Origin of the sequence: Treponema saccharophilum DSM 2985, from assembly GCF_000255555.1 — a bacterium.
Classification (GTDB): Bacteria; Spirochaetota; Spirochaetia; order Treponematales; family Treponemataceae; genus Treponema_D; species Treponema_D saccharophilum.
Map to the genome: position 1 here is coordinate 1 of NZ_AGRW01000038.1, position 26,993 is coordinate 26,993.

Consider the following 26,993-nt stretch of genomic DNA (forward strand, 5'->3'; position numbering starts at 1 on the left):
CATCGGGGAGCTGCGTCCGCACGCTCCGGGAAATAACGATAAACGCGGGTAAATTAATGCGTTCCGATTTTTCCCACCAAGGCGCACACCCCGCCACATCGTGGAGCTGCGACCGCCCGCTCCAAAAACAACGATAGACGCGAGTTATTTAATGCGTTCCGATTTTTCCCACCAAGGCGCACTCCCCGCACATCGGGGAGCTGCGTCCGCACGCTCCCAAAAATAATGATAAACGCGGGTAAATTAATGCGTGCGGCTAATGCGTGCGGCAATTGTGTCAAATACTCCTGCGAGGAATTCCGAATCGACTTCCTCGACTTTTCCCTCATCGACGGCGCGGGAAATGTCCGGGTCGATGGGAATTCGTGCGAGAAGCGGAATTCCGTAGTCGAGGGCGATTTTTTCGATTGTGCTTTTTCCGTAAAGGTGAATTTCCTTTCCGCAGTCGGGGCAACGGACAAAGCTCATGTTCTCGACGAGTCCGAGAATCGGAATCTTCATCAGTTCTGCCATCTTCACCGCTTTCTCCACGATTACGCTGACGAGCTGCTGCGGGCTTGAGACGATTACGATTCCGTCGATTGGAAGCGACTGGAAAACGGTAAGCGGGACATCGCCCGTTCCCGGCGGCATGTCGACGAACATGAAATCGACGTCCTTCCACGCGACGTTCGACCAGAACTGCTTCACCGTTCCCGCGATGACAGGGCCTCTCCACAAAACGGGATCGCTTCCGTCCTTCAGCAGCAGGTTCATGCTCATTATCTGTATTCCCGATTTCGTCTCGACGGGAAGCATAAGCCCGGTCTCGTCCCCCATAACGCGCTCTCCGGAAATGCCGAAGCTCGTCGGGATGCTCGGACCCGTGATGTCCGCGTCGAGAATTGCGGTGCGCTTTCCTTCCTTGTTCATCCGCGCGGCAAGAAGCGACGTTACGAGCGATTTTCCGACGCCGCCTTTTCCGCTGACGACCGCGATGACTTTCCTGACGCAGCTTCCTTCGTGAAGCGATTCCCGCAAATCTTTTTTTGCGCACGACGAACCGCATGTCGAGCAGTTGTGCGTGCATCCGCTGTTTTCATTTTCTGCCATTGTTGCACCTCGCCGCCATAATATCACGAATGCCTTTTCTTGTGCGCGCGCAGGGCGTTCCTGCCTGCCCTGGTGCCGATAATGATTTCATGGGAATTTTTGCAAGGAAAAAATATACCGCCGCTGTTGTCGGTCTTGGACGGATTGGTTTTTCGCTCGGAATGGACGCAAAAAGGGAGCAGCCCGCAAGCCATACGATGGCGCTCATGGCGAACAGGAGCATCGAGATAATTGCCGGCGCCGATTGCGATGTCCACCGCGCCGACGAGTGGAAATCGTTTATGGAGTCGAAGCGTCGCGCGCCGGCAGTTTTCTATTCTACGAAGGAGCTGTACGGTTCCGTGCATCCCGACATCGTCGTCGTCGCCGTGAACGAGGCTTCCCACCTCGGCGAGTGCCTTGATGCGATTCAGTCCCGGCCGTCGCTCGTCATCCTCGAAAAACCCGTCGCGCTCGACACTGCCGAGGCGATGAAAATCCGCGCTGCCGCGTCGGAATTCTCCGTTCCCGTGATGGTGAACCACGAGCGTCGATTCTCCGCCGATTATATCGCCGCCCGCGATTTCCTTCCGCGCATCGGCGAAATCCAGCGCGTCCGTGCCGAGCTTGATTCGGGGCTCCGCGTTTATGCGCCGCAGTTCGAGAAGGACGGCTCGTACTCGCTCATCCACGACGGGACGCATCTTGTCGATATCGTGCGCTTTCTTTTGGGCGTCGAGCTTTCGTCTCCGCGCGTCACGGGAATTTTCCGCGACAAAGACGGAATCGTCCGCAATTTCACCGCGCACTATGCGACTTCCCGAATTCCCGATATCGAGATTTCGATGAGCGGGAGAAGCAAATTCTTCTCGTTCGGAATCGACATTCTCGGGACGCTCGGGCGCATCTGCATCGGAAACGGATACGCGAAATTCTACGAGCGGCGTGAGTCCAGGCTGTACACGGGTTTCTACTCGCTTTCGAACGCAAAAATCCGCGTCCCGAAAAAGACGGGATATTTTTCCAATATGGTGCAGAACGCCGTCGATTTTCTTTCTGCCCGCGCGCCTCTTGTTTCCCCGCTCGACGAGGCGATTGCCGACCTGCGCGTTCTTGAGGAAATCAAGGCGCAGCTGAAATAAGCGTGTATGCCACTTTTTTCGGTATTGTTCGATATTTGGTCATTATCTGTCATTTTTTTGTAAGGATGTTCATTAACATATAAAAAAACGCTCTGTCTGAAAAAACGGTTGATTTAGATTTTGTCATGATGAACCAAGATTTCACGTATTGGCGTATGTGGATTCTGAATAATGAACTTCTGTGAAATCCGTTCGGAATGATGCTGAAGCCGGAAAGCCGGACAGAACCGTAAAAACTTATGTTTAGGAGTTGAATTATGACGCTCGCAAGACGTTCCGTGACGCTGTTGGGGATTCCTACCGCGATTATTTTTCTTCTGACGACGATTTTTATCGCGAGAAACACGCGGATAAATTATGAGAGGCAGATGCGGGAGATGATGCACGCGCAGACAAAGAATTGCGTCCTCGACATTGAGAATGCGCTCACTGCTCCGCTGAAAATGACGGAAGCCTTGGGGTTCATGTTCAGGAATGGTTTTTACGATGACGACGGGATGACGAACGACGCTTTTGAGAATCTTTCCTGCGCGTATCCTGATTTCTCCGGATTTTACGGATGCCGTGCAGACAAGACTATGTTCAAGAGCTCGCGTCTGACCCTTCCCGCTAATTATGACCCGACGAGCCGCGGCTGGTATTCGTCTGCGGTGGAACATAACGGCCGCATCGCGTATTCCGACGTGTACATCGACGCGTTCACGGACGAGCTTGTGCTGACGTTCTCTCAGGCGGTATACAAAAACGGCGCGCTCGACGGCGTAATCTCGTTCGATTATCCGCTCGACGGGATAAAGAAAATCCTCGGGAACCAGAACAACGGAAGCGGCACGATGTCGTTCATACTTTCGTCGAAGGGAAATTTCTTCGTTCACGATACATACAAGCCGACGGAGAACATCAGAAGCGTGAAGGACGGATTGTACCGCGATATCGGCGACAAAATACTTGCCGGAGAGGGCGTCGTCCGCGGTTCGATTGACGGGACAAAATACGTTTTCCAGGTCATGAAAATCCCGATGACGGGATGGGTGTACGTTTTCGGGATTTCCGACGACATTTTGTACCATGACCCGCGTTTTGCGAGGAACGTCCTCGCGCTGTCGCTGTTCATCATGTTCGTGATTATCATGCTCATCACGTTCGTCATGATGAAGCAGGTGACGCGTCCGCTTTCCCAGACGGCTGCGTCCCTTACGAAAATCGCGAGCGGGGATGCCGACCTGAGACAGCGCATAAAACTCACGCCGATTTCAAACGAGGTCAAGCAGATTGTGCGCGGCTTCAACGAATTCGTCGAGAAGCTTCACGGCATCATCTCCGTGATGAAGGATTCGAAGGAATCCCTCGCGCGCGCGGGGCTGAATCTGGGAGAAGGAACGCAGGAAACGTCCGCCGCGATAACGCAGATTCTCGGCAGCATCGAATCGTTCGGTGGGAAACTCGGCAGGCAGAGCAACTGCGTTGAGGAAACGGCGGGCGCCGTCAACCAGATAATGGGGAATATCGGCTCGCTTGAGTCTCTCGTCGGCACGCAGGGAAAATTCGTGCAGGAGGCGTCGGGCGCTGTTGAGGAGATGATTGGCAACATAAGCGAGGTCAACCGCTCCGTGGACAAGATGGCGTCATCGTTCGAGGTTCTTGCGCGCAATGCGGAGAACGGCGCGCGGACGCAGGGCGAGCTGCAGCAGCAAATCGGCGAAATTGACGCGCAGTCGAAGCTTCTTTCCGACGCGAATACTGTCATCGCGTCAATCGCGTCCCAGACGAACATGCTCGCGATGAATGCTGCAATCGAGGCGGCTCACGCGGGCGATGCGGGAAAAGGATTCGCCGTCGTCGCGGATGAAATCAGGAAGCTTTCCGAGACGTCATCAATGCAGTCGCGCACCATCGGCGACCAGCTCAAGAGAATCCAGAAGACGATAGAAATCGTCGTCGATGCGACAAAACGCGGTGTCGACGATTACGCGATGCTCGCATCTGAAATCCGCGAGACCGATTCCGTCGTCCAGCAGATTCGCGCGGCGATGGACGAGCAGCATTCCGGCTCGACGCAGATTACGGGCGCGCTCCATAACATGAACGACAGCACCGCGCGCGTCCAGATTGCGTCCCGCGAGATGGCTGAGGGCGGCCGCGCCATTATCGGCGAGATGAAGGCGCTTCAGGACGAGACTTCGAGCATGATGCAGGGAATGGAGGAAATGTCGCAGAGCGCGCGGAAAATCAGCGAGACGGGAAAAGCCCTTTCCGAAATATCCGCCCTCATGGACGACTCTATATCGGGAATCGGAGCGCAAGTAGATAAATTCCGGGTCTAGCGCCTGCGCTTGCGGGGATTTTGTCGTTCTCAGATTGGCTTGGTTGGAGCAAGCGTTCGCCGGCACGCGCGCCTGCGTGGATTTTGTCGTTCTTAGATTGGCTTGAGTTGTAGCAGGCGTTCACCGGCACGCGCGGGCGCGCGTGCCTACCGTGCCCGAGGGGGCGCTTGCGGGGATTTTTCCGTTCTCAGATTGGCTTGGTTGGAGCAAGCGTGCGCCGGTGCGCATTTGCGCACCTTCCTTGCCCGAGGGGCGCCTGCGGGGATTTTTCCGTTCTCAGATTGGATTTGTCGGAGCAAGCATTCTCCAGCACGCGCGGGTGCGCGTGCCTACCGTGATGGGGTTAGTGGGTGATTCCGTTCCACTTTATGAGTTCGGGGTGGTATTCGAAATGCATGGTGTCCCAGACGGTCCATTTTCCGCCCCAAATGAAGCCTTCGCTTTCGAATATGTCGCGGACTATTTTGGGGGGCATCCACCGTTCCGAAAGGGGCGTTTTCATCCAGTTGTCCCCGTACCACGCTTTTGCCCATTGCCAGTACGTCTGCTTTCCGTACAGCCGCTTGGGAAGAATGTCGATTGCGATTCCGTAGCTGTGGAACGATTTCCGCGTCGTGTTCGCAATCTGCCGCCAAAAATACGCGTCCGCAGACGTCAGCGTGTCGATGAACGATTTTACGTCTGCGTCTCCTTTTTTCGCGAGGATGCGCTCCTCGACGCGCTTCAGGTGGGGGGCAATCCGTTCGTGGATTTTCGTTTTTTTTCCGAGGAACGTCGTTTTTATGATATGGCGCTCGATTGTCTTCTGCGAATACGCATCGTAAAGGAAATCGAAGAAAAACATCGGGCTTCCCGCCGTGTTCATTTGGCTTTCCTTCGTCCCGTACACGCGGAGTTCGGCGACTTCCTCTTCCGTGTACGTCTCCGGGTCGCGGAGCTCCTTGTCGTAATTGTAGAGGAGCGACCACCAGATTTGCTTTTCCTTCATTTCCTCCTTGGGGAGCATCCGCCCGTCTGCCCAATAGAAGACCGCCGATTTCGATTTGTTGCTTTTTTCCGATTCACGAGCCGTCACGACAAGCTTCCAGTCGTGCATCTCCGTGTCGTACGATTTGTCGAAAATGACGTCGGGATAGCAGCTTTCGAAAAGCTTGAGGTCTGCCGGCGGAAAATAATGCGTGCGGATGGTTTGGAAAGAAACTGCCGCCTCCGCGCCCGTTATGAGAAGAAACGCGGAGACAACGACGAGAACCGTTTTTTTACTGAAAAGCGAGAGTCTCAAATTTCAGACCCCGCTTCCGTCGTATTCCGTGAATGCGTAGGCGTTGTGGTTGTGTATGCTCTCGAAATTCGTGCATTCGACGGAAAAATACGAGAACGGCTTTCCGCTTTTGAAATTTTTGAGCGAAAGATACACTTCGCGGACGACATCCTCGACAAAACGCGGGTTGTCGTAGGCGTGTTCCGTGACCCATTTCTCGTCGGGGCGTTTGAGCGCGCTGAAAAGCCCGCACGAAGCCGAATCCTCGACGGCCTTTATTACGTCCTCAATCCAGAACATCCCGGAATTCTTGAGCCGCACGTTGACGATTCCGCGCTGGTTGTGCGCACCGTATTCCGAAATCGCCTTCGAGCACGGGCAGACAGTCGTGACGGGAATCGATATCGAGACGAAAAAATCCGACGCGTTTTCGGAGACGACGCCCTCGTACTTGCATTCGTAGCGCATTATTCCTGGCGCTCCTGTCACCGGCGCGTTTTTCTCCACGAAGAACGGGAACGTCATCGTGCCGAACGATTTTTCCGCGTCGAGCGTTTTCCGAATTTCCCCGAGCATTTCAAGAAATTTGCTCATCCCGAGATTTTCGTGGTGCTTGTGGAAAATCTCGATAAAGCGGCTCATGTGCGTCCCTTTATAATTGTGCGGAAGGTTCACGAAGAGGTCGATTTTTGCCGTCGTCGATTGCGTTCCGTTTTTCTTGTCGAGAACCGTCACAGGATATTCGAGATCCTTGATTCCGACTTTCTGAAGCGGAACTTCGCGCGTGTCTGGTGTGTTCTGTATGTCTATCATTTTCTTTTCCGGGTTTTGCCGGCAATCCCCAAAAACACAATCCCCGCTGAATAGCCCCGCCCGGAACTCATTCCGAGCAGTTTCAAAAAATCGTTTCGAGCGTGCCTTGTAAATTGAGTTTTTGGAGATTCCCCTAAAAACCCCGCCGATTCTATATCAAATCCCGCCAATTCTCAACGGAGCAAAAACCAAGAAAAACTTTCGAACTGGAAACAGGTAATTCAAGAATCCACCAAGGCGCCCTCCCCGCATAGTCGTGGTGCTGCGTCCGCACGCTCCAAAAAATAACGATAAACGCGCGTCAATCAATGCGTGCGGCGAATCAAAGAAAAAACCGCGAGTCGAAAAACAACAATCCGAAATCCACCAAGGCGCACTCCCCGCCGCGCGGGGAGTTGCGTCCGCACGCTCCAAGAAACAACGATAAACGCGAGTCAATCAATGCGTGTGGCGTGTGCGGCAAAATCACGGAAAAAACCGCGAGTCGAAAAACAACAATCCTAAATCCACCAAGGCGCCCACCACGCATAGTCGTGGTGCTGCGCCCGCATGCTCCAAAACACAACGATAAACGCGCGTCGTCAATGCGTGCGGCGAATCAAAGAAAAAACCGCGAGTCGAAAAACAACAATTCGAAATCCACCAAGGCGCGCACCCTGACGTGCAGGGTGCTGCGTCCGCACGCTCCAAAACGCAACGATAAACGCGCGTAAACAATGCGTGCGGCGCGTGCATAAAAGCAACGGAAAAACCGCGAGTTGCCAAAACGAAAATCCGCGAATCCACCAAGGCGCACTCCCCGCCGCGCGGGGAGTTGCGACCGCACGCTCCAAAAAACAACGATAAACGCGCGTTGTCAATGCGTGCGGCGAATCAAAGAAAAAACCGCGAGTCGAAAAACAACAATCCGAAATCCACCAAGGCGCACTCCCCGCCGCGCGGGGAGTTGCGTCCGCACGCTCCAAAAAACAACGATAAACGCGCGTTAAACAATGCGTGCGGCAGATTCCAACGTATTGTACATCAGCATTGCGATTGTCATCGGGCCGACTCCGCCGGGAACCGGAGTTATGTAGCTTGCTGTCTCCTTTATGTCGTCAAAATCGGCGTCGCCTACGAGGCGGAACCCGCTTTTCTTTGTCGCGTCCGGAATCCTGTTCACTCCGACATCGATGACGACCGCGCCCGGCTTCACCATATCTTTCGTCAGCGTGTGCGGATGCCCGGACGCTACGATTACGATGTCGGCGTTGCGCGTGAACGAGCCGATATCCGGCGTTCCCGTGTGGCAAATCGTCACGGTGCAGTTCACGTCTTTTCGCGCGAGGAGAAGCGCGACGGGCTTTCCGACGATGTTGCTTCTTCCGATGACGACAGCGTGCTTTCCTGACGTTTCGATTCCCATATGCTTGAGCAGGACTATTATTCCGTGCGGCGTGCAGGGGAGGAATCCGTCGCGCCCGATGACCATATTCCCGACATTTACGGGATGGAAGCCGTCAACGTCTTTTTCGGGCGCGATTCTCATAATCACTTTGTCCTCGTCTATGTGCTTCGGAAGCGGAAGCTGCACGAGGATTCCGTGGACAGCCGGGTCTTTGTTGAGCGAGTCGATTATCGAAAGAAGCTCCTCCTCGCTTGTCGACTCGGGAAGGTCGACGCTTTTGTCGAGCATTCCCGCTTCCGCCAACGCCTTCCGTTTTCCGGTGACATAGGAAACCGACGCTGGATTCGCGCCTACGAGGATGACTGCGAGACACGGGTTGATTCCCCTCTCCTTCAACGCCCTCACTTTCTCTGCCACGCCGGACCGCACTTCCTGCGCGATTGCCTTTCCGTCGATAATTGTTGCGCTCATTCTGTAACCTCTGTTTTAATTGTATTTTTCACTATAAAAAGTTATATTTTGATTTCCTGTAATCAAGACTAGCTGATTTTTTACAAAAATACTATTCAATAATCCAATCAAACGAGGAATTCCCAAAATGGTTGACGGAAAAAAAATGAGGAAAATCATCGCGCTGTTCTGTGCTTTTGCCGTGTCGTGCGCATCTTTGTTCGCGCAGTCCGATGACGAAAGCGAGCCGCAGGGCGACGAGTATTTTGAGGAGCAGTTCTCTGAGATGAACGTTCCCGGAGACCAGTTCATAAAATTCGGTCTCATGGCGACTTTTCCCTGCAATTTCGGAGGTACGTTCCCGACGTTCCGCACGGGGCAGCTTTCGCTTGGCGGCGCGGGTGAAATCGGCTACCACAGGTTCGTGACGAACAACATCGCGTGGGGAATCGACATTTCGTTCGGGTACAACCCGACAATCGGCGAGAATATGTACACGTATGTTCCCGTTCTGTTCGACGTGATGTTCCAGCCGACGTTCAAGAAATTCGAATTCCCGATTGCGCTTGGGGTCGGCGGCGCGATGGAATCATACCTGAGCAAAACATATTTCCCGGCATTCGTCGCAAAAGGCGAGGCGGGCGTGTTCTATCGTGTTGCCCCGCAGTGGTCGTTCGGTCTGAACGGTCAGTGCATGTACATGCCGCAGTGGTACAGCGATTCAAAGTACAACGATTACGGCATTTTCGCGTCTTTCGAAATCGTCGCGCGCTATCATTTCTAAAAAGTCGTGTCCTGTTTTGTTGAGGTGTTTCTGATGAAAAAAAATCGCACAGCTTTCCGCATCGCCGCAGTTGTCGCCGGTGCGCTTGTCTCCCTTCTTGCTTCTTCATGCCATGACGTCATATTCGACGACATAAGAAAGGAAGTGAAGCTTGAGGACGCGCAGGTTTCCGGTTCCATAAATTCGATTGTCCGCTACCTCGTGAAAAACGTTCCCGTCGAGACGACAAATGACGACGGTACCGTTACCGAGTCTTTCGAGAATATCGACTATCTTTTCACGCAGACCGGAAGAATATGGAAGAAAGACGCGTCATATGAAAAGCCGCACGGATGGAGCGAGGTCAAAAAGCCTGAGTCCGACGCCGATTACAAATATGTGAACAAGCTCGCCGCCGATTCCGATTACCTTTACGCGCAGCTGACTCTTATAAACGAGGATACCGACGACGAGGAGCTTGAGTCTTCCGGATGCCAGCTTTTCTATTCTGCCGATGGCGGCGAGTCGTGGAATCCCGTGTCGGTTTCGCTCGACGGTACCGACACCGACACGTTCGCGAGCGGAAGTGCCGTCCTTTTCTGCACGAACGCCATTAAGAACGAGCACCGGAAAGCGTTCGTCAAAATCTCGTACACGTCGTCCTCGACTTCGAACACAAAGACGCGCCTTTTCGAGCTGAACGGCGGAACTGCCTCTGACGTGACCGAAACGTATGCGTCGACTGACCTTTCCTCGGGAACGGATGACGACGACGAAAAATCGACCGGCGCAAAGTCGTGCGCGTATTTCAACGGGAACTATTATTTCTCTTCGAGCCTGGCGATGGTGACCGACGAGAGCGCCGATGCTGATGCGACGTACATCTACTATTCTTCCGGCGACATAATCTACTATTCCGCCGACGGAACGATTTCCGACGGGAAATTCGCGGACTATGTCGATGTCGGATGCAGCACGATTTATTCGATGTCGCTTACGAAAGATTACCTGTATCTCGGAACAGCCGACGGAATCGAGCACGTCGCATTCGAGAAAGACGAAAACGATGAGCCGACGCGCGTTCCAACATCGTCGACGTCCGACTTCAGCACGAACGCGGCTTCGGCGCTGTCGTCTTATTACGAGGTTAACTGCGTCCTCGCTGTTGACCCGACAAGAAGCGAGAGCGCGAACGCGATATACGGAACGTCCGTTTTCTCCGGCTCGCCGAGCAGCACGGGCGCGTCGCAGAGCAATGTCGGCTTGTGGGCGTATTTCTCGTCACGCGGAAGCTGGAATCTGGAATAGCATCATTTTTTGAGGGAACGAACGCCGGCATTTTGTCGGCGTTTTTTTGTTTTGCGCTGTCCGCGATTCCCGTTGATATAGTCGATTGACGCGAAAAGTGCCATTCTGAACGGATGCCGAATCGCATTCGGCATGACAAAACAAAATAAACGGTTTTTCCGGATAGAGCCGAAAAAAATCATCATGCCGAACGGTTTTCGCACGAAAATTCGTTTCAGCATCGCTCTTATTTCAGTTTTCAGTTTCAGGAACATGATTTCGGAGGAAACTATGGATTTGTTCGACACTAAACCGCTGCGCGAGCCGCTCGCATCGAGAATGAGGCCGCGCAACCTCGACGAATACGTCGGGCAGGCGCACATAATCGGGAAGGGCAGGCTGCTCCGGCGCGCGATTCAGGCGGACCAGCTTACGAGCGTGATTTTCTACGGGCCGCCCGGAACAGGAAAGACGACGCTCGCGCGCGTGATTGCGAACCACACGAAATCGAATTTCGTGACGCTGAACGCCGTTCTTACCGGAGTTGCAGATATCCGCGAGGCGATAAAGAATGCCGACGACTGGAAAAAGCATTACGACAAGCGGACAATCCTTTTTGTCGACGAGGTCCACCGGTGGAACAAAAGCCAGCAGGATGCGCTTCTTCCCTGGGTCGAGAACGGAACGTTCATCCTTATCGGGGCCACGACGGAAAATCCCTTTTTCGAGGTGAACCGCGCGCTTGTGAGCCGTTCCCGCGTCTTCCAGCTCAAGCCGCTTTCCGACGACGATTTGATGAAAGCTGCCCGGCAGGCGATAAGAGATTCGGCTCGCGGATACGGAAGATGGCGCGTCGAATTCGAGGACGGCGCGCTCGAGCATTTGGTGCGGACTGCAAACGGGGATGCGCGCTCGCTCCTGAATGCGCTTGAGCTTGCGGTTGAGACGACCCCTGAAAAATGGCCGCCCGCCGACGGCTCGATAATTTACATATCGAAGGAAACGGCCGAGGAATCGATTCAGAAAAAAGTCGTCCTCTACGACAAGGACGGCGACTACCATTACGACATAATAAGCGCGTTCATAAAGTCGCTCCGCGGGCGGGATCCCGACGCCGCGATGTATTGGCTTGCGCGGATGGTTCGGGCGGGGGAGGACGCGTCGTTCATTTTCAGGAGGATGCTCATCAGCGCGTGCGAGGACACGGGGCTTGCCGACCCGAACGCGATAACGGTCGTGCAGAGCTGCGCCTCGGCGTTCGACCGCGTGGGGATGCCGGAAGGTCGGTATTTCCTCGCCCATGCCGCGCTGTATCTTGCCACCGCGCCGAAATCGAATTCGAGCATGGCGTTTTTTGATGCGCTTTCGTCGGTCGAGAAGGAGGACGCGGACGTTCCGAACCATCTCCGCGACTCAAGCCGTGATGCGGAGCAATTCGGGCACGGCGACGGGTACCTTTATCCGCATGCCTACCGCGACCATTGGGTTGCCCAGCAGTATCTTCCGTCCGCGCTTGTCGGCCGCGTGTTCTACACGCCGACGGAACAAGGATACGAGGCAAAAATCCGGGAAGATGTGCTCCGCCGCCGCGAGATTCAGATTTCCGCGATTCTAGAGAAGACGGTGCGGAAACCGGATTCCGGCGCTTCTTGCGGAATGCACCCGCTTCCGAAATTCGCCGCCGACTTCGCAAATCCGTTCGGGGAATGGTGGACTGGAAGCGTGTTCGGGATAAATTCCGTTCAGAAAGAGGAGAACCTGACCTATTCGCCCGAGGACGAAAAAAAAGAGGACGCGCTTTCCCGCGCCGACAAATCGTGGAGATGCCGTATCGAATCGAACCGCGCGGAAGTTCTCTCGCAGCTCCGCGACGCGATGATTTCGATTGCCGAGCTGAAACGCCATTCGCGCTCGCTCGTCATGGGGGCGGACGACGGCCTTCTCATTTGGGAAGTGGCGCGGAAAACGCCGGAAGGAATCACGTGCGGAACGTGCCGCAGCGATGACGGAATGAAAATCCTCGAGCAGTATTCCCGCACGCTCGACGATTTGGACAGACCAGTCCTCGTTCTGGGAACCGATTTGCCGTCCGCGCTTCTCCATTTCCGCGGCAAAGAAATCGAATTCGACCGGATTTTCGTCAGAGAGCCGTTCCGGACGGCCGATTCTATTTCCGATTTCGCCGGTTCGCTCCGAGCCGCCTCCGACGGTTCCGGCTTTCATGGGCGGATTGTCGTCTCCCAGCGCGTGCCGAAAAACGGGCAGCGGCTTTCCGCCCTCGTCTCAAAAATCGCCCCGCCGTCCTCCGACATTCTTTCCCTTTCCGAGTCGATGCGGAAAGCCGAGGACGAATTGTTCGCGGATTCCGCGCTCGGCGGGATGTTCTCGTGGGATGGAAGCGACGTGTCGCGCGTTTTGAAAGAGCGCGGATTTTCCGTCGTCCTCGCGTCGAAGCGGATTGAGGAGAAGCGGCGCGTGAGCGACGGCGAAATCGATGCGTGGTTCGATTCCGCGCGCTCGCAATACGGAAAGGCGGTCGTCCCGGCTCTCGGCGGCGGCGCGGAAAGGGTGCGGAACCATCTCAAATCGTTCTGCCGCTCGTCCCTTGTCTCGTGGCAGAGCGAGATTCTTTTCCTTTCAATCGATGTCGTTCGTTGAAAGCGGGAACGCCTTTTGCTATAATCATTCAATTTTATCCAAATCAAAACGGTCTTTGACCAGACACAATTTCTACAAAATGGAGAGAAACATGGCGTTTTATTTTTCAGAACCGTCACACACTTTCGGTGAGTATCTTTTGGTTCCCGGCTATTCGAGCGAGAACTGCATCCCCAGCAACGTTTCGCTCAGGACGCCGCTCGTGCGCTTCAACAAGAAGGGAGGCGAGGAACCTGCGATTTCGATGAACATCCCGATGGTTTCGGCGGTCATGCAGGCGGTTTCTGATGACAAGCTCGCCATCGCCCTCGCAAAGGAAGGCGGAATCTCATTCATTTACGGAAGCCAGTCGATTGAGGACCAGGCGGCCATGGTCGCCCGCGTGAAAAGCTACAAGGCCGGATACGTTACCTCCGATTCCAACGTCCGCCCCGACCAGACGCTTGAGGAAGTCATCGCGCTTTCTGAGAAGACCGGCCACTCGACATGCGCAGTCACCGAGGACGGAAGCGCGCACGGAAAACTCGTCGGAATCATAACATCGAAGGATTTCCGGATTTCGCACTGCAAATCGGGCGCGAAAGTCAGCGAGTACATGACGCCGCTTTCCGACATGGCTGTCGGGCATGAGGGAATAACGCTCAGCGAGGCGAACGAAATCATCTGGGACAAAAAGGTCAACCAGCTTCCCGTAATAGACAAGGACGGAAAACTCGTCTCCCTTATTTTCAGAAAGGATTATTCGACGCACGAGACGTATCCCAACGAGCTTCTCGACTCGAACCACCGCTATATCGTCGGTGCCGGAATCAACACCCGCGACTACATGGAGCGCGTTCCTGCCCTTATCGAGGCTGGCGCGGATGTCTTCGTCCTCGACTCGAGCGAAGGATATTCGTACTGGCAGGCGAAGGCGCTCAAGGATATCCACGAGAAATTCGGAAAGGATGTGAAAGTCGGTGCCGGAAACGTTGTCGATGCCGAGGGATTCCGCTTCCTCGCCGAGGCTGGGGCTGATTTCGTCAAAATCGGAATCGGTGGCGGCTCAATCTGCATCACTCGCGAGCAGAAGGGAATCGGGCGCGGACAGGCGACGGCGACAATCGAAGTTGCAAAAGCCCGCGACGAATATTTCAAGGAGACGGGAATCTACGTTCCTGTCTGCTCCGACGGCGGCATCGTCCACGACTATCACGTGACGCTTGCGCTCGCCATGGGCGCTGATTTCGTGATGCTCGGCCGCTATTTCGCGCGCTTTGAGGAATCTCCCTCGAACAAGCTCGTCGTCAACGGTCAGTACGTCAAGGAATATTGGGGAGAAGGCTCGAACCGCGCGCGCAACTGGCAGAGATACGACCTCGGCGGAAAGAAGGGAATGGCATTCGAGGAAGGCGTCGATTCCTACGTTCCGTATGCGGGACATTTGCATGACGGCGTTGGGATGACGCTCAAAAAGGTCGCGCACACGATGTGCAACTGCGGCGCCCTCACGATTCCCGAACTTCAGGAAAAAGCGAAGCTCACGCTCGTCTCAAGCGTCTCCATCACCGAAGGCGGCGCCCACGACGTAATCGTAAAGAACACCTCGCTCCAGAGCTGATGAAAAATCGCAGCGGATGCTTATAACGGCTGACTGCTGAGAAAAAAAGGACTTGTTCACTCGGGCAAGTCCTTTTTTTACGAGTGCTTTCGACTGCGCTCGACTACCTTATTTCGATGCTGAACCGCAAGATGCCTGAAACTCGACATTCGGGCTATTTAAACTGGAAATAGAAAAGTGTTCCCTACCAGTATAAAAAAATCGCTCCTTTGCTCTTTCCCATTCCACAACTACAGAATAAACAACACCAAAGTATAAAAGTTTTTCAGATTGTCTGTCTGACGGTCCGGTTTTATGTGAGCTTTTCCGATTTCAGTGACTATAAATGCAATTATCCGGAATATGTTGTTTCAATTGACGATTTCGATTTTTCACAAATTCGAGGAAAGAAAAAGAGGAGCCGTGAAAAAACACGCCTCCCCATCTTATATCCGGGATGAAAAGCGGAAAAACACTTTTCCGTGCGGTCTATCTCTCTTTCGAGAAGAAAAATCCCAGAAGCGCGAGAATCCATCCGACGAAAATCAGGATGAGCCCGAATCCCGGAGTTGCACCAGTCGCTTTTGCCGCGAATTTTGCGATTCCCTTTACCGCCTGGCTCTGGTTCAGGAAGCTGAACGCCATATAAAGCCCGCCCAAAACAGAAACGACGAGCGCGACAAGCTTGAGCATTTTCCCGTTCCTGATTTTTATGAACGCCAATGCGATTCCCGCCGCCGCCCCGATGAACGCGAGCAGCGCGCTTATCCGTGTCACGCCGCTTCCGTCCGTTATCATGCCGAATGCCGTGGGGCCGTTGCCGATTTTTGTCGAGACGAGCGGAAGAAAACACCCGACGACAACGAGCGCCATGCCGACCGCGTAAAGGCAGCCCTTCACGTCGAATCCCTTTTTTGCCATTTTGTTCTCCTTATCTGAAAAATCGCATTGCGATTTCGTTTCTGATAATGATATATGTTTTTCGCCTGTCCGTCAGTGGCGCACTGACAGCAAAAAATCAGAAATCGTATCTTCGGAGCGCGCAGTTTTCCATGCGGAACGAGATGAATTCCTCCGTCGTCAAATCCGCGTTGAAGTACGATTCCACGCTGCGCGCGATGCCGTTGTGCCCAACGAGAAGCCGCGTTTTTCCCGAACCGTCGCGCGTGATTTTGTCGAGGAAGTTGTAGATTCTCTGCGTCACGCGCAGCATCGACTCTCCGTTCCCGTAGCTGTTGCAGATTTGCTTCTGCGCCGCGCGGAATTCCTCCGCCGTGTTGAGCGTTCCCTCGTATTTTCCGCAGTTGCGCTCGACAAGCGACTTTTCCTCGATTGCGGGAATCTGAAGCATTTTCGAGACGATGAACGCCGTCTCCTTTGCGCGGCTGAGCGGCGAAAAGAGAATCTCGTCGATTTTCGTCCTGTCCTCAAGAAGTTTCCGCCCGAGGTTTTCAGCGTCCCGCCTTCCCTGTTCCGAAAGCGATATGTCCGTCAGCCCGCATATTTTGTGCTCGACGTTCCAGAACGTCTCCCCGTGGCGCGTGAAATAAAGTGTTCCCATTTTTGCCCCCTTTTCGATTAGACTTGCCCGGAAGCTCCTTTTTCGGACGGATTTATCCTCTTCCGCACTGTCCTATTATAGTATGGCCTATTCCAAAAACCAACAAATCGCCAAGGCGCATTTCTTTTGTCGGTTAATTTTTGACGCGTCCGTTTTTTGCCCTATAATCATCTTGAATCGACAAGGAGGCTGTATGGCTAAAATCGAATTTGAAATCGACGATGAGATTGCCGGAAAACTCGGCGAATTCACTTCTTCCACGGGGATTCCTGTGGAGACGCTTTGCTCGCTGTTCGTTAGGAAGGTCGCTTCCGAGCAGCGCATTCCGTTCGAGGTTTCCGTAAAAAGAAAGTCTTTTTTGGGAGAAAGTTTCCGGAATACCGACCCCGCGGTTCTTTCCCGCGTCCTCCAGTCGTCGGGCGACAGCGTTTGCGCGTCCGTCCTTTCTTCGCTTGATTCCGGGAAGGCCGCGATACTCATGGAATCGTTCCCCGTGGAGCGGCAGGCGAACATCTTTTCGATTATGTCGATGGGCGGCGGTTTTTCAAAAAGCGTCATGGAAGCGATTGAGAAGAGCGTCCTGAGCGAAGTCGTTGACGAGCAGAACAAGGAAAGCTCGTCCCTGTTCGACATCGAAACTTCCGCGCGTATTTTTTCGGCGATGAACTATAACTCGTGCGAAAAAGTCCTTCCGCTTATTCAAAAATTGTCGCCCGAAACATTCAGCGAACTGGACAAGCGCATTTTCAGATTCGAGGATATCGTGCTGCTCGACGACCGCTCTATTCAGAAAATGCTCCGCGAGTTGGATTCGGTTGAGCTTGCAAAAGCGTTGAAAGGTGCCGACAGCGAGGTGTGCGACAAAATCTACAGGAACATGTCGAAGCGCGCCGCCACCATGCTCGAAGAGGAAATCGAGTACCTGGGGCACATCGGCATAGGAAAAATCAACGAGGCGAAGCAGAAAATAGTCTCCGTGATACGCCGGCTTGAAGAGTCCGGAGAGGTTGTCATAGTCCGTCCTGGCGAGTACGAAGATTTTATCTAAAAGTCACCACTCTGCTTTTCAAAAATGATTTTTTATGGAGGAAAAAAATGAAATTCACAGAAGAAGAGATGGAAATCGCGCGTGCGATAGTCAAGGAGTTTTTCTCGTTGAGCGAAACAGCCCGCCGCGAAGGGCTTCTCGCCCTTGATTGGGTTTTGGGTGAAGGCATCGTTTCGTCTAGCATCGGCGGAAAATACGGAGAGTTCGCGCAAATCCTTCTGAAGAATGTCGTCGACGGCATTGATTTGAGCGCTGTTCAGCAGATTGGAAAGACTCTCGCCGCTTCTTCGGAACTTTCCGATGGCGACAACGCGCTTTTCGAGATGATAATCTGCGGTGTCGAAAGCATACAAGTCGGCGACAACCCCCGCATTCTCGCGCAAAAACTCGCCGCTTTCACCGGCATCGAAAACTACAACAGCTTCCTCACCGATTTGGGCGCGAATGACTACTGATTTTTCTGAGCCGCCTGGGGATTCAGCCTTGGGCGGCTGTTTTTTTCGTGCATGGGGCGCTGTCATAGCGGAGACGATATTTTTTGCGAAATCAGCCGGTCAATGTCGGTGAATGCGTTTTCTATCGCCTCGGAGTGGTACATTTCGTACATGCCGATTATGAAATCGGTTAGGCCAAACTCATCCAGCGTCTTCAGGATTTTGTCGGCGGTTGTGTTTTTGTGGGCGGCATATTGCTCCAACAGAAAAGTGAAGAACTCCATTTCTTTAGGCATTTTTTTCAGTCTCTCCTCAGGTATAGGGAATTCTGTGGGCTTCCGGTCACCTGCTCCGCTTCCCACATGTCAAAAATACCCAGCGGACTGAATTCCCACATCTCAAGAGCGGGATTGCATAGCATCCTGTATGTCTCTGAGTACAAGAACTTTCGGAGCGAGTCGAGAAAACTGTATCCGTATTTGTTGCTGATTTCGAGAGCGATGCTCTTGTCGTAAAAATCGAGGATATATGGAAGTTCCTTTTTCATCTTGCCTCCAGAAATTTCAATGCCGTCAACGATTTTTCGGTTTTGAATGCATATTGGTCATGCAGTTTTTGTGGAAGCAGCCGGCGAATTGTCTCTTCGATATCGTAAATGCCGCTGAAAAAAAGGCTGATTACCGGCATCGTCCTGTCGTTCGCGACTGGACCTGAAACAATATCATAATTGTCATTGTCGATTTTTTCGTTTTTTCTATTGGCAGTCACATATTCGAGCCATTCTCTCTCTGCTTTTTCGAACCTTAGGATTGAAAGTTCTCCTGCAATCGACTCGTCGAACAAGAATACGGAAACAGTCTCTTTTCCGCATCCCCTTCGCTGCGTCGTAAGTTGCGCCCATCGGGACGCCTGCTCGAAACTTGATGTGAGGTAGAATCCCGTACCGAAATCCAGTCGCCTGTCAGTCTGGAGAATTTGGGGATTTCGAACAACTGCATTGCTTCCATGATACAACTGCATGTCTTCATATTAGCATGTTTCTGGGAATCGTGCATTTTGCGCAATCGAAAAGGATTTATTTCAAGAATTCCAGGCCCTTTTTCTTGACAAAAACAATAAATGCAATAAAAAACGTTTATTCGTCTTCAAAATAATCCTTGAACTCCGGCAAATACAATTCTCTGATTTTCTGAATTGCATCAATAAGCAAAATTTTGTTTGTGTCTTCAAAGTTTCCCGGGTTTTTCAAAATCCTTTTTGCGAACAAATCAGCCGCAAAGAGACTAATGAGTTTTTGTATTCTACATTTAGATTTGTCGCGTGTCTTGAATGTTTTTTGCGTTAGATAATTTGCTCCAGCACAGTGAGGACAAATTGGATAAATATAGCAACTGTCAAAACATTCGTCGTCTATAAAGTCGTCAACTTTTGAAAAGTCGTGATTGCAGATTTCAGAGAGTGTTTTTTCATCAAATGTCATTGGCGTGCAGAATGTGCAAGGGAGTTTTCTTCCATCAACATCAAAGAAAACTGCCCCATTCCCGATGCCGCACCAACGTTGCTTTTTTCTGCTGTCAAAATTTCCGCAAATTTCAATATGGCGATTGAGCATCTGGTTGACTTCCAAGTCGTCATGCTCAACATAGTAGTCAACGAGAGTTTTGAGTTCAGGGATAAGTTTTTGAATCCATTTTTCATCACTCCAGTCAAAATTCCCTTCAAAAAGATTTACGCCGCCGATTTTTTCAAAGCCTAATTCATGGCAGTAGATGATGTTTTCGGCTAAATGGTCCAATGAAAATTCTGAAAGAGTCATTTTGACCCCCTGCCAAGGCCAATTTTTCAGAAAAAAGTTCAAATCAATCTTGTCAAAGGAGTTGCTGCGATTGTAATCCTGCGTTTCCTTTTTGCCATCGAGGCTAAGCCCAAGAACGCAACAACCTCTTCTCTTTGTGAACCATTCTTTCATTTCATCGTTCAGAAGGGTTCCATTTGTCGTGGCAAAGAAAATGACATTTTCATTCGGATAAGTTTTCTTTACGTATTCAAAAATCTGCTTGATTAGATTGAACTCGACAAGCGGCTCTCCGCCGATAAAATCCAGCTCGACGCCTTCGTTCTTGTCTGGAATGTTATTGAAAATCCAGTCGATGCACTTTTTTGCTGTCTCAAATGACATTCTGTTGTGAGAATCATGCTTCTGATAGCAGTAAACGCAATTGAGATTGCAATAGTGAGTGAGACAGAGTGTCGGCGCAAAGCGTTGCTTGCTGTTTTTTGTATTTTTCATATGCCCATTCAATCCTAATTTTTAGATAACGCTCAATTTATCCATATTTTCAGCCGCAGTTAGCATTGCAGAAGTAGTTACACGTATATGCACATTCATGATGACAAGAAGACAAACAGTCATCCATACATTGAAAGTCGCAGTTACTGGAACAACCACCTTTGCAGCTTGCTTGGCATCCGCCTTTGCAACTGTTTCCGCATTCGCCCATGCAATAGTAAGAACAGCTGCCAGTGCAACTTCTGCTGCACTGGGAAGTACAGGTGGTGCAGGAAGCTTCATATGGAATTATGATTTTCGGGTCTACGATTGAGAATTTCGGTTTAAGCTGCATGAGCGATACCATTTCTGATTTTCGAAGTATCAGCATTGTTTTTCTCCTTCGTTAAAATAACAATAAGACAAATCATGCTTGCCGATGCAAAACGCTGCTTATTGTTTGCGGTGTTTTTTAATGACAACTCATGCTACAGCCGCCATTGCACATGTAATCGCAATTATGAGAACATCTGTCTGTACAAAATCCCTCACAATCATCCGTACACCAAGCTTCGCAAGTTCTTGAGCAACTGCCTCTGCAGCTTGTGCCACAGTCGCCCATGCAATAGTAAGAGCAGCTGCCAGTGCAACTTCTGCTACACTGGGAGGTGCAGGTAGTGCAGGAAGCTTCATACGGAACTATGACTTTTGGGTCTACGATTGTAAAATTTGGTTTCAGCTGCATGAGCGACGTCATTTCTTGTTTTCGAAGTATCAGCATTGTTTTTTCCTCTAGAAAATTTCAATAAGACAGGCTTTTAGAGTAGACAGAACGGCTTCTCGCTTAAAATCTTTTCAACAAGCTTATCGATCGCCTCGTGATACCAATTAACGAGTTCGTTGCTTGCTCTTTTGTTTATCTTGACTAGAGGTATTTCAATTATTTCTTCAATAGAGAAAAGTTCTTCTAGCTTATCATCAAGATAGTTACGCTTTTTATCGCCTTTATTGCGGGCTGCAAGTATAAGCGTCAGATTGCTCGAATTTTTATGATGCTCGCAAAATTCGATGAGCATATTAATGATTCTGCATAAATCTGATGCAGTACAAAGAATGACATAATTCTCATCGTTTTTCATACGAACAATAAAATCATCATTATTTAAATCTTTTGGAGGATAGCAAATTCGATATTTATTGGCGATTAATATTTTTTTAATGTTCCTACATGTAGGTGATTTGCCTGCCCCTTCATTTCCTGCTATGTATAGGATGTTCACATGTGGCTTAGTGTTCATAATGCCCTCCTTTCTCGTTCTATGCAAAAAAATACAACAGAAGTGTGTAATTTCATATAAATACTATTTGTAATTACCTTATAAATCAAGTTGAAATTTCACACAAATTATAAAATTCAGAATCTATGGAAGAATCTGAGCAGACATTCAGTCAGCGGCTGACGGAAGAGATTGAATATAATGGAATGAAAAAGTCAGAATTCGCACGGAAAGTAGGGCTGAGTCTTGGAACGCTTAATATGTATCTGTACCGCGATACAATCCCCGCTGCAGATGTCGCTGTAAAGATGGCGGCTGCTCTCAATACAACAACTGAATATCTTGTAACTGGAAAAATGCCGAAAAAACGTTCTGATTGGCAGAAGGCTGAAATCTTAAGTATCGTCGATAATCTTGGTCAGAACCAGCTAAAATGTTTTCTAGAAATAGCACGTTCGTATCAGTGCGCTATCGGTAATTGAGCAAAACTCCCTCTCCTCCCGCTACAGCTGACCTCTTTGTTCCATGAGAAATGAGAAATTGTCCTAAATCAACCTTGTTTCTGAAGTTCAAGCACTTCATCAAGTGGAAGGCCGGAAATCTGAGCCGCCTGCTCGCTGGAAAGTCACAATGCAAGCGCGTTCCGAGCGGAAGCTAGGGCCGACTGCTGGATTCCTTGCTTTTTGACATCCATGTCGTGGAGGTTCCATGTCATGTACTCGTTGAAGAATGTCTGCTCGAATTTTTTTTGCCTGTACCATATTCGCTATCATCCTTGTAAAGTCGGAATCTGCCTTGCTGATTCTCACGAAAGAAAGTTTTTTATCTCCGGATTGTCCTCTTTGTCATAGGCGTCGGCGTTGAATACGATGTGGTGCGTCTTGCCGTTCAATCTACATCGGCTTTTTCTGGTCAATAGTTTTGAATTAACGCTTTATGCTTTCGCTTATATCGCAATTTATCATCACAAAATAGAAAAATCCAAAAATTGTGTGGTTGCATTTCCTTCTCGTACAATTCCCCCGATTCGTGGTAGAATCGAGCCATGCTGAAAGGTAGAAATCTTATTAAACCGAATGATTTGACGGTCTCAGAAATCGACGAGATTTGCGCACTGGCGGAGCAAATCATTGTTGATCCGAATTCTTTCAATGAAGTGTGTCGCGGGAAAATTCTTGCGACACTTTTTTTTGAGCCGAGCACAAGAACGAGGCTTTCTTTTGAGGCGGCTATGCTCCATCTCGGCGGCAGCGTGGAGGGATTTTCCGACGCGGCCAATTCTTCGACCGCGAAGGGCGAGAGCCTTGCCGACACGATTCGCACGGTCTCAAGCTATGTGGACGTAATCGCCATGAGGAACCCGAAGGAGGGCGCGGCTCTTCTCGCTTCCCGCTATTCTTCATGCCCGATAATCAACGCGGGGGACGGCGGGCATTTCCACCCCACGCAGACGCTCACCGACATGCTCACGATACGCGCGCTTCAGGGCGGGTTCGAGGGGCACACAATCGGCTTCTGCGGCGACCTCAAGTTCGGGCGCACGGTGCATTCGCTTGCGGAGGCGATGAGCCGCTACAAGAACAACAAATTCGTCTTCATCTCGCCGAACGAGCTTGCCGTTCCCGAATACATAACGCAGTATCTCGACGAGTCAGGAATCGAGTACACGACGGCGGAACGGCTTGAGAGCGTCATCGGCGACCTCGACATCCTCTACATGACGCGCGTGCAGAAGGAGCGGTTCTTCAACGAGCAGGACTACATCAGGCTCAAGGACAGCTACATCCTCGACAAAGCCAAGATGTCGCTCGCGCGCCAGAACATGATTGTCCTGCATCCGCTTCCGCGCGTGAACGAAATCGCTCCGGAAGTCGACGACGACCCGCGCGCCGCCTACTTCAAGCAGGTGAAATACGGAATGTACGTGCGCATGGCTTTGATTGCGAAACTGACGGGGGTTCTGTGATGCTGAATATCGACACGATAAAGAACGGTCTTGTAATCGACCACATAAGGGCGGGGCTCGGGTTCCGCATTTTCCAGCAGCTTGGGCTTGACCGGGCGAATTTCAGCTGCGCGCTCATAAAGAATGTCCCTTCCAAAAAATCGGGGAAGAAGGACATGATAAAAATCGACAACATAATCAGCATCGATTATTCGATTCTCGGTTTTATCGACCCGAACATCTCCATAAACGTGATTCAGGACGAGAAAATCGTGCGGAAAATAAAGATGGAGCTTCCCGAGAAAATCGAGAACGTCATCCATTGCAAGAACCCGCGCTGCATCACGATTACGGAGCGGTACGTCACGCCAGTTTTCAAGCTGTCGAACAGGGATAAGGGGCAGTACAAGTGCGAGTATTGCGACGCCCTCTACAATGCCGGGGCGATTGACTGAAGCTCCTTTTTGCCGGCGGTTTCCGGGCGGATTTAACGTTTTTGTGAAAAATCCGCTCGGATTTTCAGATTGCCAGCAGGCGTTCTTTTTGTTACCATTTTTAGTATGAATCAACGGCACTGTGCCGAAAACAATCTTTTTTTAGGAGAAAAAAATGGCAAAAGTTGTTACTTTTGGTGAATTGATGCTCCGCATCCAGCCGGCCGACTACTACCGCTTTGTTCAGGTCGATTCCATGACCACTACATTCGGCGGCGGCGAGGCTAACGTTTCGGTTTCTCTTGCAAACTACGGCAACGAATCTTACTTCGTCACAAAGCTCCCGACACATGAAATCGGCCAGGCGGCTGTCAACTCGCTCCGCAAGTACGGCGTCCATACCGAGTACATTGTCCGCGGCGGTCCCCGCGTCGGTATCTACTACAACGAGAAGGGGGCTTCTCAGCGCGGCTCAAAGTGCATTTACGACCGCGCAGGTTCCTCAATCCAGCTCGCGAAGCCTGAGGAATTCAACTGGAAGGAAATCCTCAAGGACGCGAAATGGTTCCACATCACGGGAATCACTCCGGCTCTCGGCCCGAACATGGTGACGGCTTGTATCGAGGCGTGCAAAACTGCCCGCGAGATGGGAATCACGACTTCATGCGACCTCAACTACCGCGGAAAACTCTGGACAAAGGACGAGGCTCGCGCCGCTATGACCGAAATCTGCAAATACGTCGATGTCTGCATCTCCAACGAGGATGACGCGAACGACGTTTTCGGAATCAAGTCAGAGGGAACCGATACGACGAAGGGTGAGCTCAACAACGACGGTTACGTTTCTGTCGCTCGCCAGCTCAAGCAGAAATTCGGCTTCAAGAAAGTCGCAATCACGCTCCGCTCTTCAATCAACGCGAACCGCAACGACTGGCAGGCGCTCCTCTACGTCGATGACAACGATTACGCGTTCTCGAAGAAATACGAGATGTGGATTGTTGACCGCGTCGGCGGCGGCGATTCATTCGGCGGCGGACTTATCCACTCGCAGCTCAAGGGAATGAACACTCAGGATTCAATCAACTGGGCAGTTGCGGCTTCTTGCTTGAAGCACTCAATCATCGGCGACTACAACATGGTTTCCGAGGATGAGGTCAACAAGCTCGCCGGCGGCGACGGTTCAGGACGCATCCAGAGATAGTTTTCATTTTTGATAAAAGGCATCGTTCGGTTTTTCTGTTCGATGCCTTTTTTTGTAAATTTTATGTGCGGAAATAGCATTGATGTGGCAAACATGTTATTATCCTTTTCGGCTCGGAAATAATTTTCCGGGTCAAGCGCATCATTGCCTTGCAGAAGCGGGGGTTCCCGTCGTGTTTTTTCCCCTGGAGCGTTTTCCGTTTGGTTCGCGTTCCTTGAAGTCATGAAGTTATTTGACAATACGTTCGGATGGAGTTTTTCCCATTGTTCCTTTGTGGGCGCGGGATGAATCATTTTTCAATAAACAATTAAGATGAGTTTAGGTATGAAAGCAAATTTGTACATTGATGGTAATTTTGTTTTTCACGTTTACAAATACGTGATGTTTGGATGCCGAAAGCATATCAACTGGAAGAAATTTATTGATTATATAAAAATATATATAAGCGATAAGGAGAACGGCACTGAAGTTCTTGTTGATTCCAAATGTTGCTTCGGAACGACGCATTATATCGACAAGAACAGGCACGATTTTTATACGGACATAGGGCAGGCTGGCATAATGAAGATGGAGAACGCCCTTGTCGGGATGAAGGAGGACGGCGTTGACGTCCGCCTTGCTGTCGAGGCCGTCACCGATTATTTCGAGAAGGAATACGATTATTTCGTGATTTTTGCGGGCGACGGGGATTATGTTCCTCTTGTCGACAAGATGAATTCGAAGAACGTCAAGACGCTCCTTTTTTATATGGACATTCCCGAGGAAAAAACCCGCACGAGCCATGCCCTTTTGGAATCGGTAAAATACAAAGTGAATTTCCGCTCCCTTCTTGAGGCGCGCGCGGAGCCTGATATAGAAAGCATTTTTGAGGATGTTGAGCCGGGGAAGATTCCGGATTTGTACGGCGGAATGCGTTTTGAGGGAATCCCTCGCTTTACCGACATGCCTCCGTTCGACATTCCGCAGTTCGACATGCCGCCGCATTATCAGGAGCGCAGGCCGTTCACGCAGCGCCGGATTCTCAAGGGAAGGCTCCGCCTTTCGCTCAAGGACCCGGTTAACGAGATGACGGTGAGTTTTGCCGATCCGCAGCACCCGGGACTGAAATTCCTTCCCGTGTTCAGGAGCGACAACCCGTTCCTGTTCTCGAAATGCTCGGCGGGCGACGAGATTTCCTATGATGTCGCGAACAACCCGCGTGAACCGGGACGGCTCATGGCGATAATCAAGGACATAATGAAATAAAGAAGCGCTTTTTCTGTAAAATCGGTTGGTTTGTTTTTTGTCATGCAGCCGCCGGAAAGTCAGACAGAGCTTGGCGCAAACGTGTTCGCGTTTTTCGTGACGAAAAAACGGTCATCAGGGAAATCTTGATGACCGTTTTGCTTTTTTGGGAACCGAAGATTTTCAGGTCACGTTTTCTGGATGAAAGCCGTCAGCATTTCGATTGTCTGGTCGATTCCGAGCGTGCTTGAATTCACGAGCAGGTCGTAGATTTTCCTGTCGCCCCAGGTGTCCTCGGTAAACGTGTTGTAATGGTTTGCGCGGCATTTGTCCACCTGCTGCACAGCCTTCCGCGCGGCTTTCTCGTCCATGCTCTGGCGTTCCATTATCCGCTTCACTTTGTCGTCAAAATCGGCGTAAATGAAAATGTTCAGCAAGTCCTTCGAGTCCACGGTGTCGCTCGTCCTGAGAATGTAGTCCGCGCACCGCCCGACGATTACGCTCGGCTTGTCCGTGAGCGAGAGAATCGTTTTCCGTTCCGCGTTGAAAACCTGGTCTGCGAGGGGAAGCGACTGCGTCCCGATTTGCTGCGTCGTCGCGCCCGCCGTCGTTCCGGCGTAGCTCGTCCCGAGAAGAAGGTTGTAGAGCCAGCCCGACGAGATGTTCTGTTCCGTTTTTTCGATGAATTCGGGGGAAAGCCCGCTGTCCTCCGCCGCCATGTCGATTATTTCCCTGTCGTAGAAATTGTATCCGAGGTTTTCCGCAATCTTTTTTCCGATTATCCTTCCGCCTGAACCGTATTCCCGGCTTATCGTTATTATCTTTTTCATTTTTTTCCTCCGCTTTTTTCCATTCGCCGCTTGCG

Annotated in this window: 27 protein-coding genes; 13 read left to right on the plus strand and 14 right to left on the minus strand. The window is 51.2% G+C overall.

Annotated elements, in window-relative coordinates; genetic code table 11:
* Positions 1–243: 243 nt before the first annotated feature.
* Complete coding sequence (locus TRESADRAFT_RS03510; RefSeq protein WP_002702941.1) at positions 244–1,092, minus strand: Mrp/NBP35 family ATP-binding protein; 849 nt, start codon at positions 1,090–1,092, stop codon at positions 244–246.
* 29 nt (positions 1,093–1,121) lie between these two features.
* Here TRESADRAFT_RS03510 and TRESADRAFT_RS03515 point away from each other — a divergent pair, with 29 nt between their 5' ends.
* Entirely contained in the window at positions 1,122–2,213 is a 1,092-nt protein-coding gene (locus tag TRESADRAFT_RS03515; protein ID WP_002702946.1) for a Gfo/Idh/MocA family protein, read from the plus strand.
* A gap of 257 nt (positions 2,214–2,470) precedes the next feature.
* Positions 2,471–4,537 carry a methyl-accepting chemotaxis protein gene (locus TRESADRAFT_RS14925; RefSeq protein ID WP_002702947.1) on the plus strand — a complete coding sequence of 689 codons (2,067 nt, stop codon included), beginning with the start codon at positions 2,471–2,473 and terminating at the stop codon, positions 4,535–4,537.
* A 343-nt stretch (positions 4,538–4,880) separates the two neighbouring features.
* Here the strand turns inward: TRESADRAFT_RS14925 and TRESADRAFT_RS03525 are convergent, their stop codons facing one another.
* From TRESADRAFT_RS03525 to folD, 3 genes are all read right to left on the minus strand, one after another.
* A complete protein-coding gene (locus TRESADRAFT_RS03525; RefSeq protein ID WP_002702949.1) occupies positions 4,881–5,819 on the minus strand; it encodes a M15 family metallopeptidase in 939 nt (312 codons plus the stop codon).
* A 3-nt stretch (positions 5,820–5,822) separates the two neighbouring features.
* A complete protein-coding gene (folE2, locus tag TRESADRAFT_RS03530; protein ID WP_002702951.1) occupies positions 5,823–6,611 on the minus strand; it encodes a GTP cyclohydrolase FolE2 in 789 nt (262 codons plus the stop codon).
* Between the two features lie 985 nt (positions 6,612–7,596).
* A complete protein-coding gene (gene folD / locus TRESADRAFT_RS03535; protein ID WP_002702952.1) occupies positions 7,597–8,469 on the minus strand; it encodes a bifunctional methylenetetrahydrofolate dehydrogenase/methenyltetrahydrofolate cyclohydrolase FolD in 873 nt (290 codons plus the stop codon).
* A 127-nt stretch (positions 8,470–8,596) separates the two neighbouring features.
* On the opposite strand from folD, the gene TRESADRAFT_RS03540 reads away from it, so the two are divergent.
* From TRESADRAFT_RS03540 to TRESADRAFT_RS03560, 4 genes are all read left to right on the plus strand, one after another.
* The gene (locus tag TRESADRAFT_RS03540; RefSeq protein WP_002702954.1) at positions 8,597–9,232 is read left to right on the plus strand and encodes a TP0733 family outer membrane beta-barrel protein; all 636 of its coding nucleotides are present in this window, start codon (positions 8,597–8,599) and stop codon (positions 9,230–9,232) included.
* 33 nt (positions 9,233–9,265) lie between these two features.
* Entirely contained in the window at positions 9,266–10,519 is a 1,254-nt protein-coding gene (locus TRESADRAFT_RS03545; RefSeq protein WP_002702956.1) for a hypothetical protein, read from the plus strand.
* Positions 10,520–10,789: 270 nt separating this feature from the next.
* The gene (locus tag TRESADRAFT_RS03555) at positions 10,790–13,156 is read left to right on the plus strand and encodes an AAA family ATPase (protein WP_002702958.1); all 2,367 of its coding nucleotides are present in this window, start codon (positions 10,790–10,792) and stop codon (positions 13,154–13,156) included.
* Between the two features lie 91 nt (positions 13,157–13,247).
* Entirely contained in the window at positions 13,248–14,756 is a 1,509-nt protein-coding gene (locus tag TRESADRAFT_RS03560; protein ID WP_002702960.1) for an IMP dehydrogenase, read from the plus strand.
* A 468-nt stretch (positions 14,757–15,224) separates the two neighbouring features.
* On the opposite strand, the gene TRESADRAFT_RS03565 is transcribed toward TRESADRAFT_RS03560, so the two are convergent.
* Together TRESADRAFT_RS03565 and TRESADRAFT_RS03570 are read right to left on the minus strand one after the other, a co-directional pair.
* Positions 15,225–15,656, minus strand: a complete 432-nt coding sequence (locus tag TRESADRAFT_RS03565) for a hypothetical protein (protein ID WP_002702961.1) — start codon at positions 15,654–15,656, stop codon at positions 15,225–15,227.
* A gap of 97 nt (positions 15,657–15,753) precedes the next feature.
* Complete coding sequence (locus tag TRESADRAFT_RS03570) at positions 15,754–16,296, minus strand: histidine phosphatase family protein (RefSeq protein WP_002702963.1); 543 nt, start codon at positions 16,294–16,296, stop codon at positions 15,754–15,756.
* A gap of 193 nt (positions 16,297–16,489) precedes the next feature.
* Here TRESADRAFT_RS03570 and TRESADRAFT_RS03575 point away from each other — a divergent pair, with 193 nt between their 5' ends.
* Positions 16,490–17,344 carry a FliG C-terminal domain-containing protein gene (locus TRESADRAFT_RS03575; RefSeq protein WP_002702965.1) on the plus strand — a complete coding sequence of 285 codons (855 nt, stop codon included), beginning with the start codon at positions 16,490–16,492 and terminating at the stop codon, positions 17,342–17,344.
* A 47-nt stretch (positions 17,345–17,391) separates the two neighbouring features.
* Complete coding sequence (locus tag TRESADRAFT_RS03580; protein ID WP_002702967.1) at positions 17,392–17,799, plus strand: MotA/TolQ/ExbB proton channel family protein; 408 nt, start codon at positions 17,392–17,394, stop codon at positions 17,797–17,799.
* Positions 17,800–17,861: 62 nt separating this feature from the next.
* Here the strand turns inward: TRESADRAFT_RS03580 and TRESADRAFT_RS03585 are convergent, their stop codons facing one another.
* The 7 genes from TRESADRAFT_RS03585 to TRESADRAFT_RS03615 all read right to left on the minus strand — a co-directional run bounded on the left by TRESADRAFT_RS03585 (position 17,862) and on the right by TRESADRAFT_RS03615 (position 21,345).
* Positions 17,862–18,074 carry a DUF3791 domain-containing protein gene (locus tag TRESADRAFT_RS03585; RefSeq protein WP_002702969.1) on the minus strand — a complete coding sequence of 71 codons (213 nt, stop codon included), beginning with the start codon at positions 18,072–18,074 and terminating at the stop codon, positions 17,862–17,864.
* A 5-nt stretch (positions 18,075–18,079) separates the two neighbouring features.
* A complete protein-coding gene (locus TRESADRAFT_RS03590) occupies positions 18,080–18,325 on the minus strand; it encodes a hypothetical protein (RefSeq protein WP_002702971.1) in 246 nt (81 codons plus the stop codon).
* The gene (locus TRESADRAFT_RS03595; protein ID WP_002702973.1) at positions 18,322–18,798 is read right to left on the minus strand and encodes a DUF3990 domain-containing protein; all 477 of its coding nucleotides are present in this window, start codon (positions 18,796–18,798) and stop codon (positions 18,322–18,324) included. Before TRESADRAFT_RS03595 ends, TRESADRAFT_RS03590 begins: the two co-directional genes overlap by 4 nt.
* Before the next feature lie 115 nt (positions 18,799–18,913).
* Complete coding sequence (locus TRESADRAFT_RS03600; RefSeq protein WP_002702975.1) at positions 18,914–20,068, minus strand: radical SAM protein; 1,155 nt, start codon at positions 20,066–20,068, stop codon at positions 18,914–18,916.
* Positions 20,069–20,089: 21 nt separating this feature from the next.
* Positions 20,090–20,350, minus strand: coding sequence for a hypothetical protein (locus TRESADRAFT_RS03605; protein WP_040842233.1), 261 nt, complete (start codon positions 20,348–20,350; stop codon positions 20,090–20,092).
* Positions 20,351–20,530: 180 nt separating this feature from the next.
* Positions 20,531–20,740 carry a hypothetical protein gene (locus TRESADRAFT_RS03610; protein ID WP_040842234.1) on the minus strand — a complete coding sequence of 70 codons (210 nt, stop codon included), beginning with the start codon at positions 20,738–20,740 and terminating at the stop codon, positions 20,531–20,533.
* 125 nt (positions 20,741–20,865) lie between these two features.
* The gene (locus TRESADRAFT_RS03615; RefSeq protein WP_002702977.1) at positions 20,866–21,345 is read right to left on the minus strand and encodes a hypothetical protein; all 480 of its coding nucleotides are present in this window, start codon (positions 21,343–21,345) and stop codon (positions 20,866–20,868) included.
* Positions 21,346–21,470: 125 nt separating this feature from the next.
* On the opposite strand from TRESADRAFT_RS03615, the gene TRESADRAFT_RS03620 reads away from it, so the two are divergent.
* From TRESADRAFT_RS03620 to TRESADRAFT_RS03640, 5 genes are all read left to right on the plus strand, one after another.
* Complete coding sequence (locus TRESADRAFT_RS03620) at positions 21,471–21,806, plus strand: helix-turn-helix domain-containing protein (protein WP_002702979.1); 336 nt, start codon at positions 21,471–21,473, stop codon at positions 21,804–21,806.
* A gap of 563 nt (positions 21,807–22,369) precedes the next feature.
* Positions 22,370–23,290, plus strand: coding sequence for an aspartate carbamoyltransferase (gene pyrB, locus TRESADRAFT_RS03625; RefSeq protein ID WP_040842235.1), 921 nt, complete (start codon positions 22,370–22,372; stop codon positions 23,288–23,290).
* Positions 23,290–23,724 carry an aspartate carbamoyltransferase regulatory subunit gene (locus TRESADRAFT_RS03630; protein WP_002702984.1) on the plus strand — a complete coding sequence of 145 codons (435 nt, stop codon included), beginning with the start codon at positions 23,290–23,292 and terminating at the stop codon, positions 23,722–23,724. The genes pyrB and TRESADRAFT_RS03630 overlap by 1 nt, the downstream gene beginning before the upstream one ends.
* 154 nt (positions 23,725–23,878) lie before the next feature.
* Positions 23,879–24,904 carry a sugar kinase gene (locus tag TRESADRAFT_RS03635; RefSeq protein WP_002702986.1) on the plus strand — a complete coding sequence of 342 codons (1,026 nt, stop codon included), beginning with the start codon at positions 23,879–23,881 and terminating at the stop codon, positions 24,902–24,904.
* Between the two features lie 324 nt (positions 24,905–25,228).
* Entirely contained in the window at positions 25,229–26,149 is a 921-nt protein-coding gene (locus tag TRESADRAFT_RS03640; protein WP_002702988.1) for an NYN domain-containing protein, read from the plus strand.
* Positions 26,150–26,316: 167 nt separating this feature from the next.
* Here the strand turns inward: TRESADRAFT_RS03640 and TRESADRAFT_RS03645 are convergent, their stop codons facing one another.
* Positions 26,317–26,958 (minus strand): cytidylate kinase-like family protein, encoded by a 642-nt coding sequence (locus TRESADRAFT_RS03645; protein ID WP_002702989.1) that lies wholly within the window; start codon positions 26,956–26,958, stop codon positions 26,317–26,319.
* Positions 26,959–26,993: the final 35 nt, after the last annotated feature.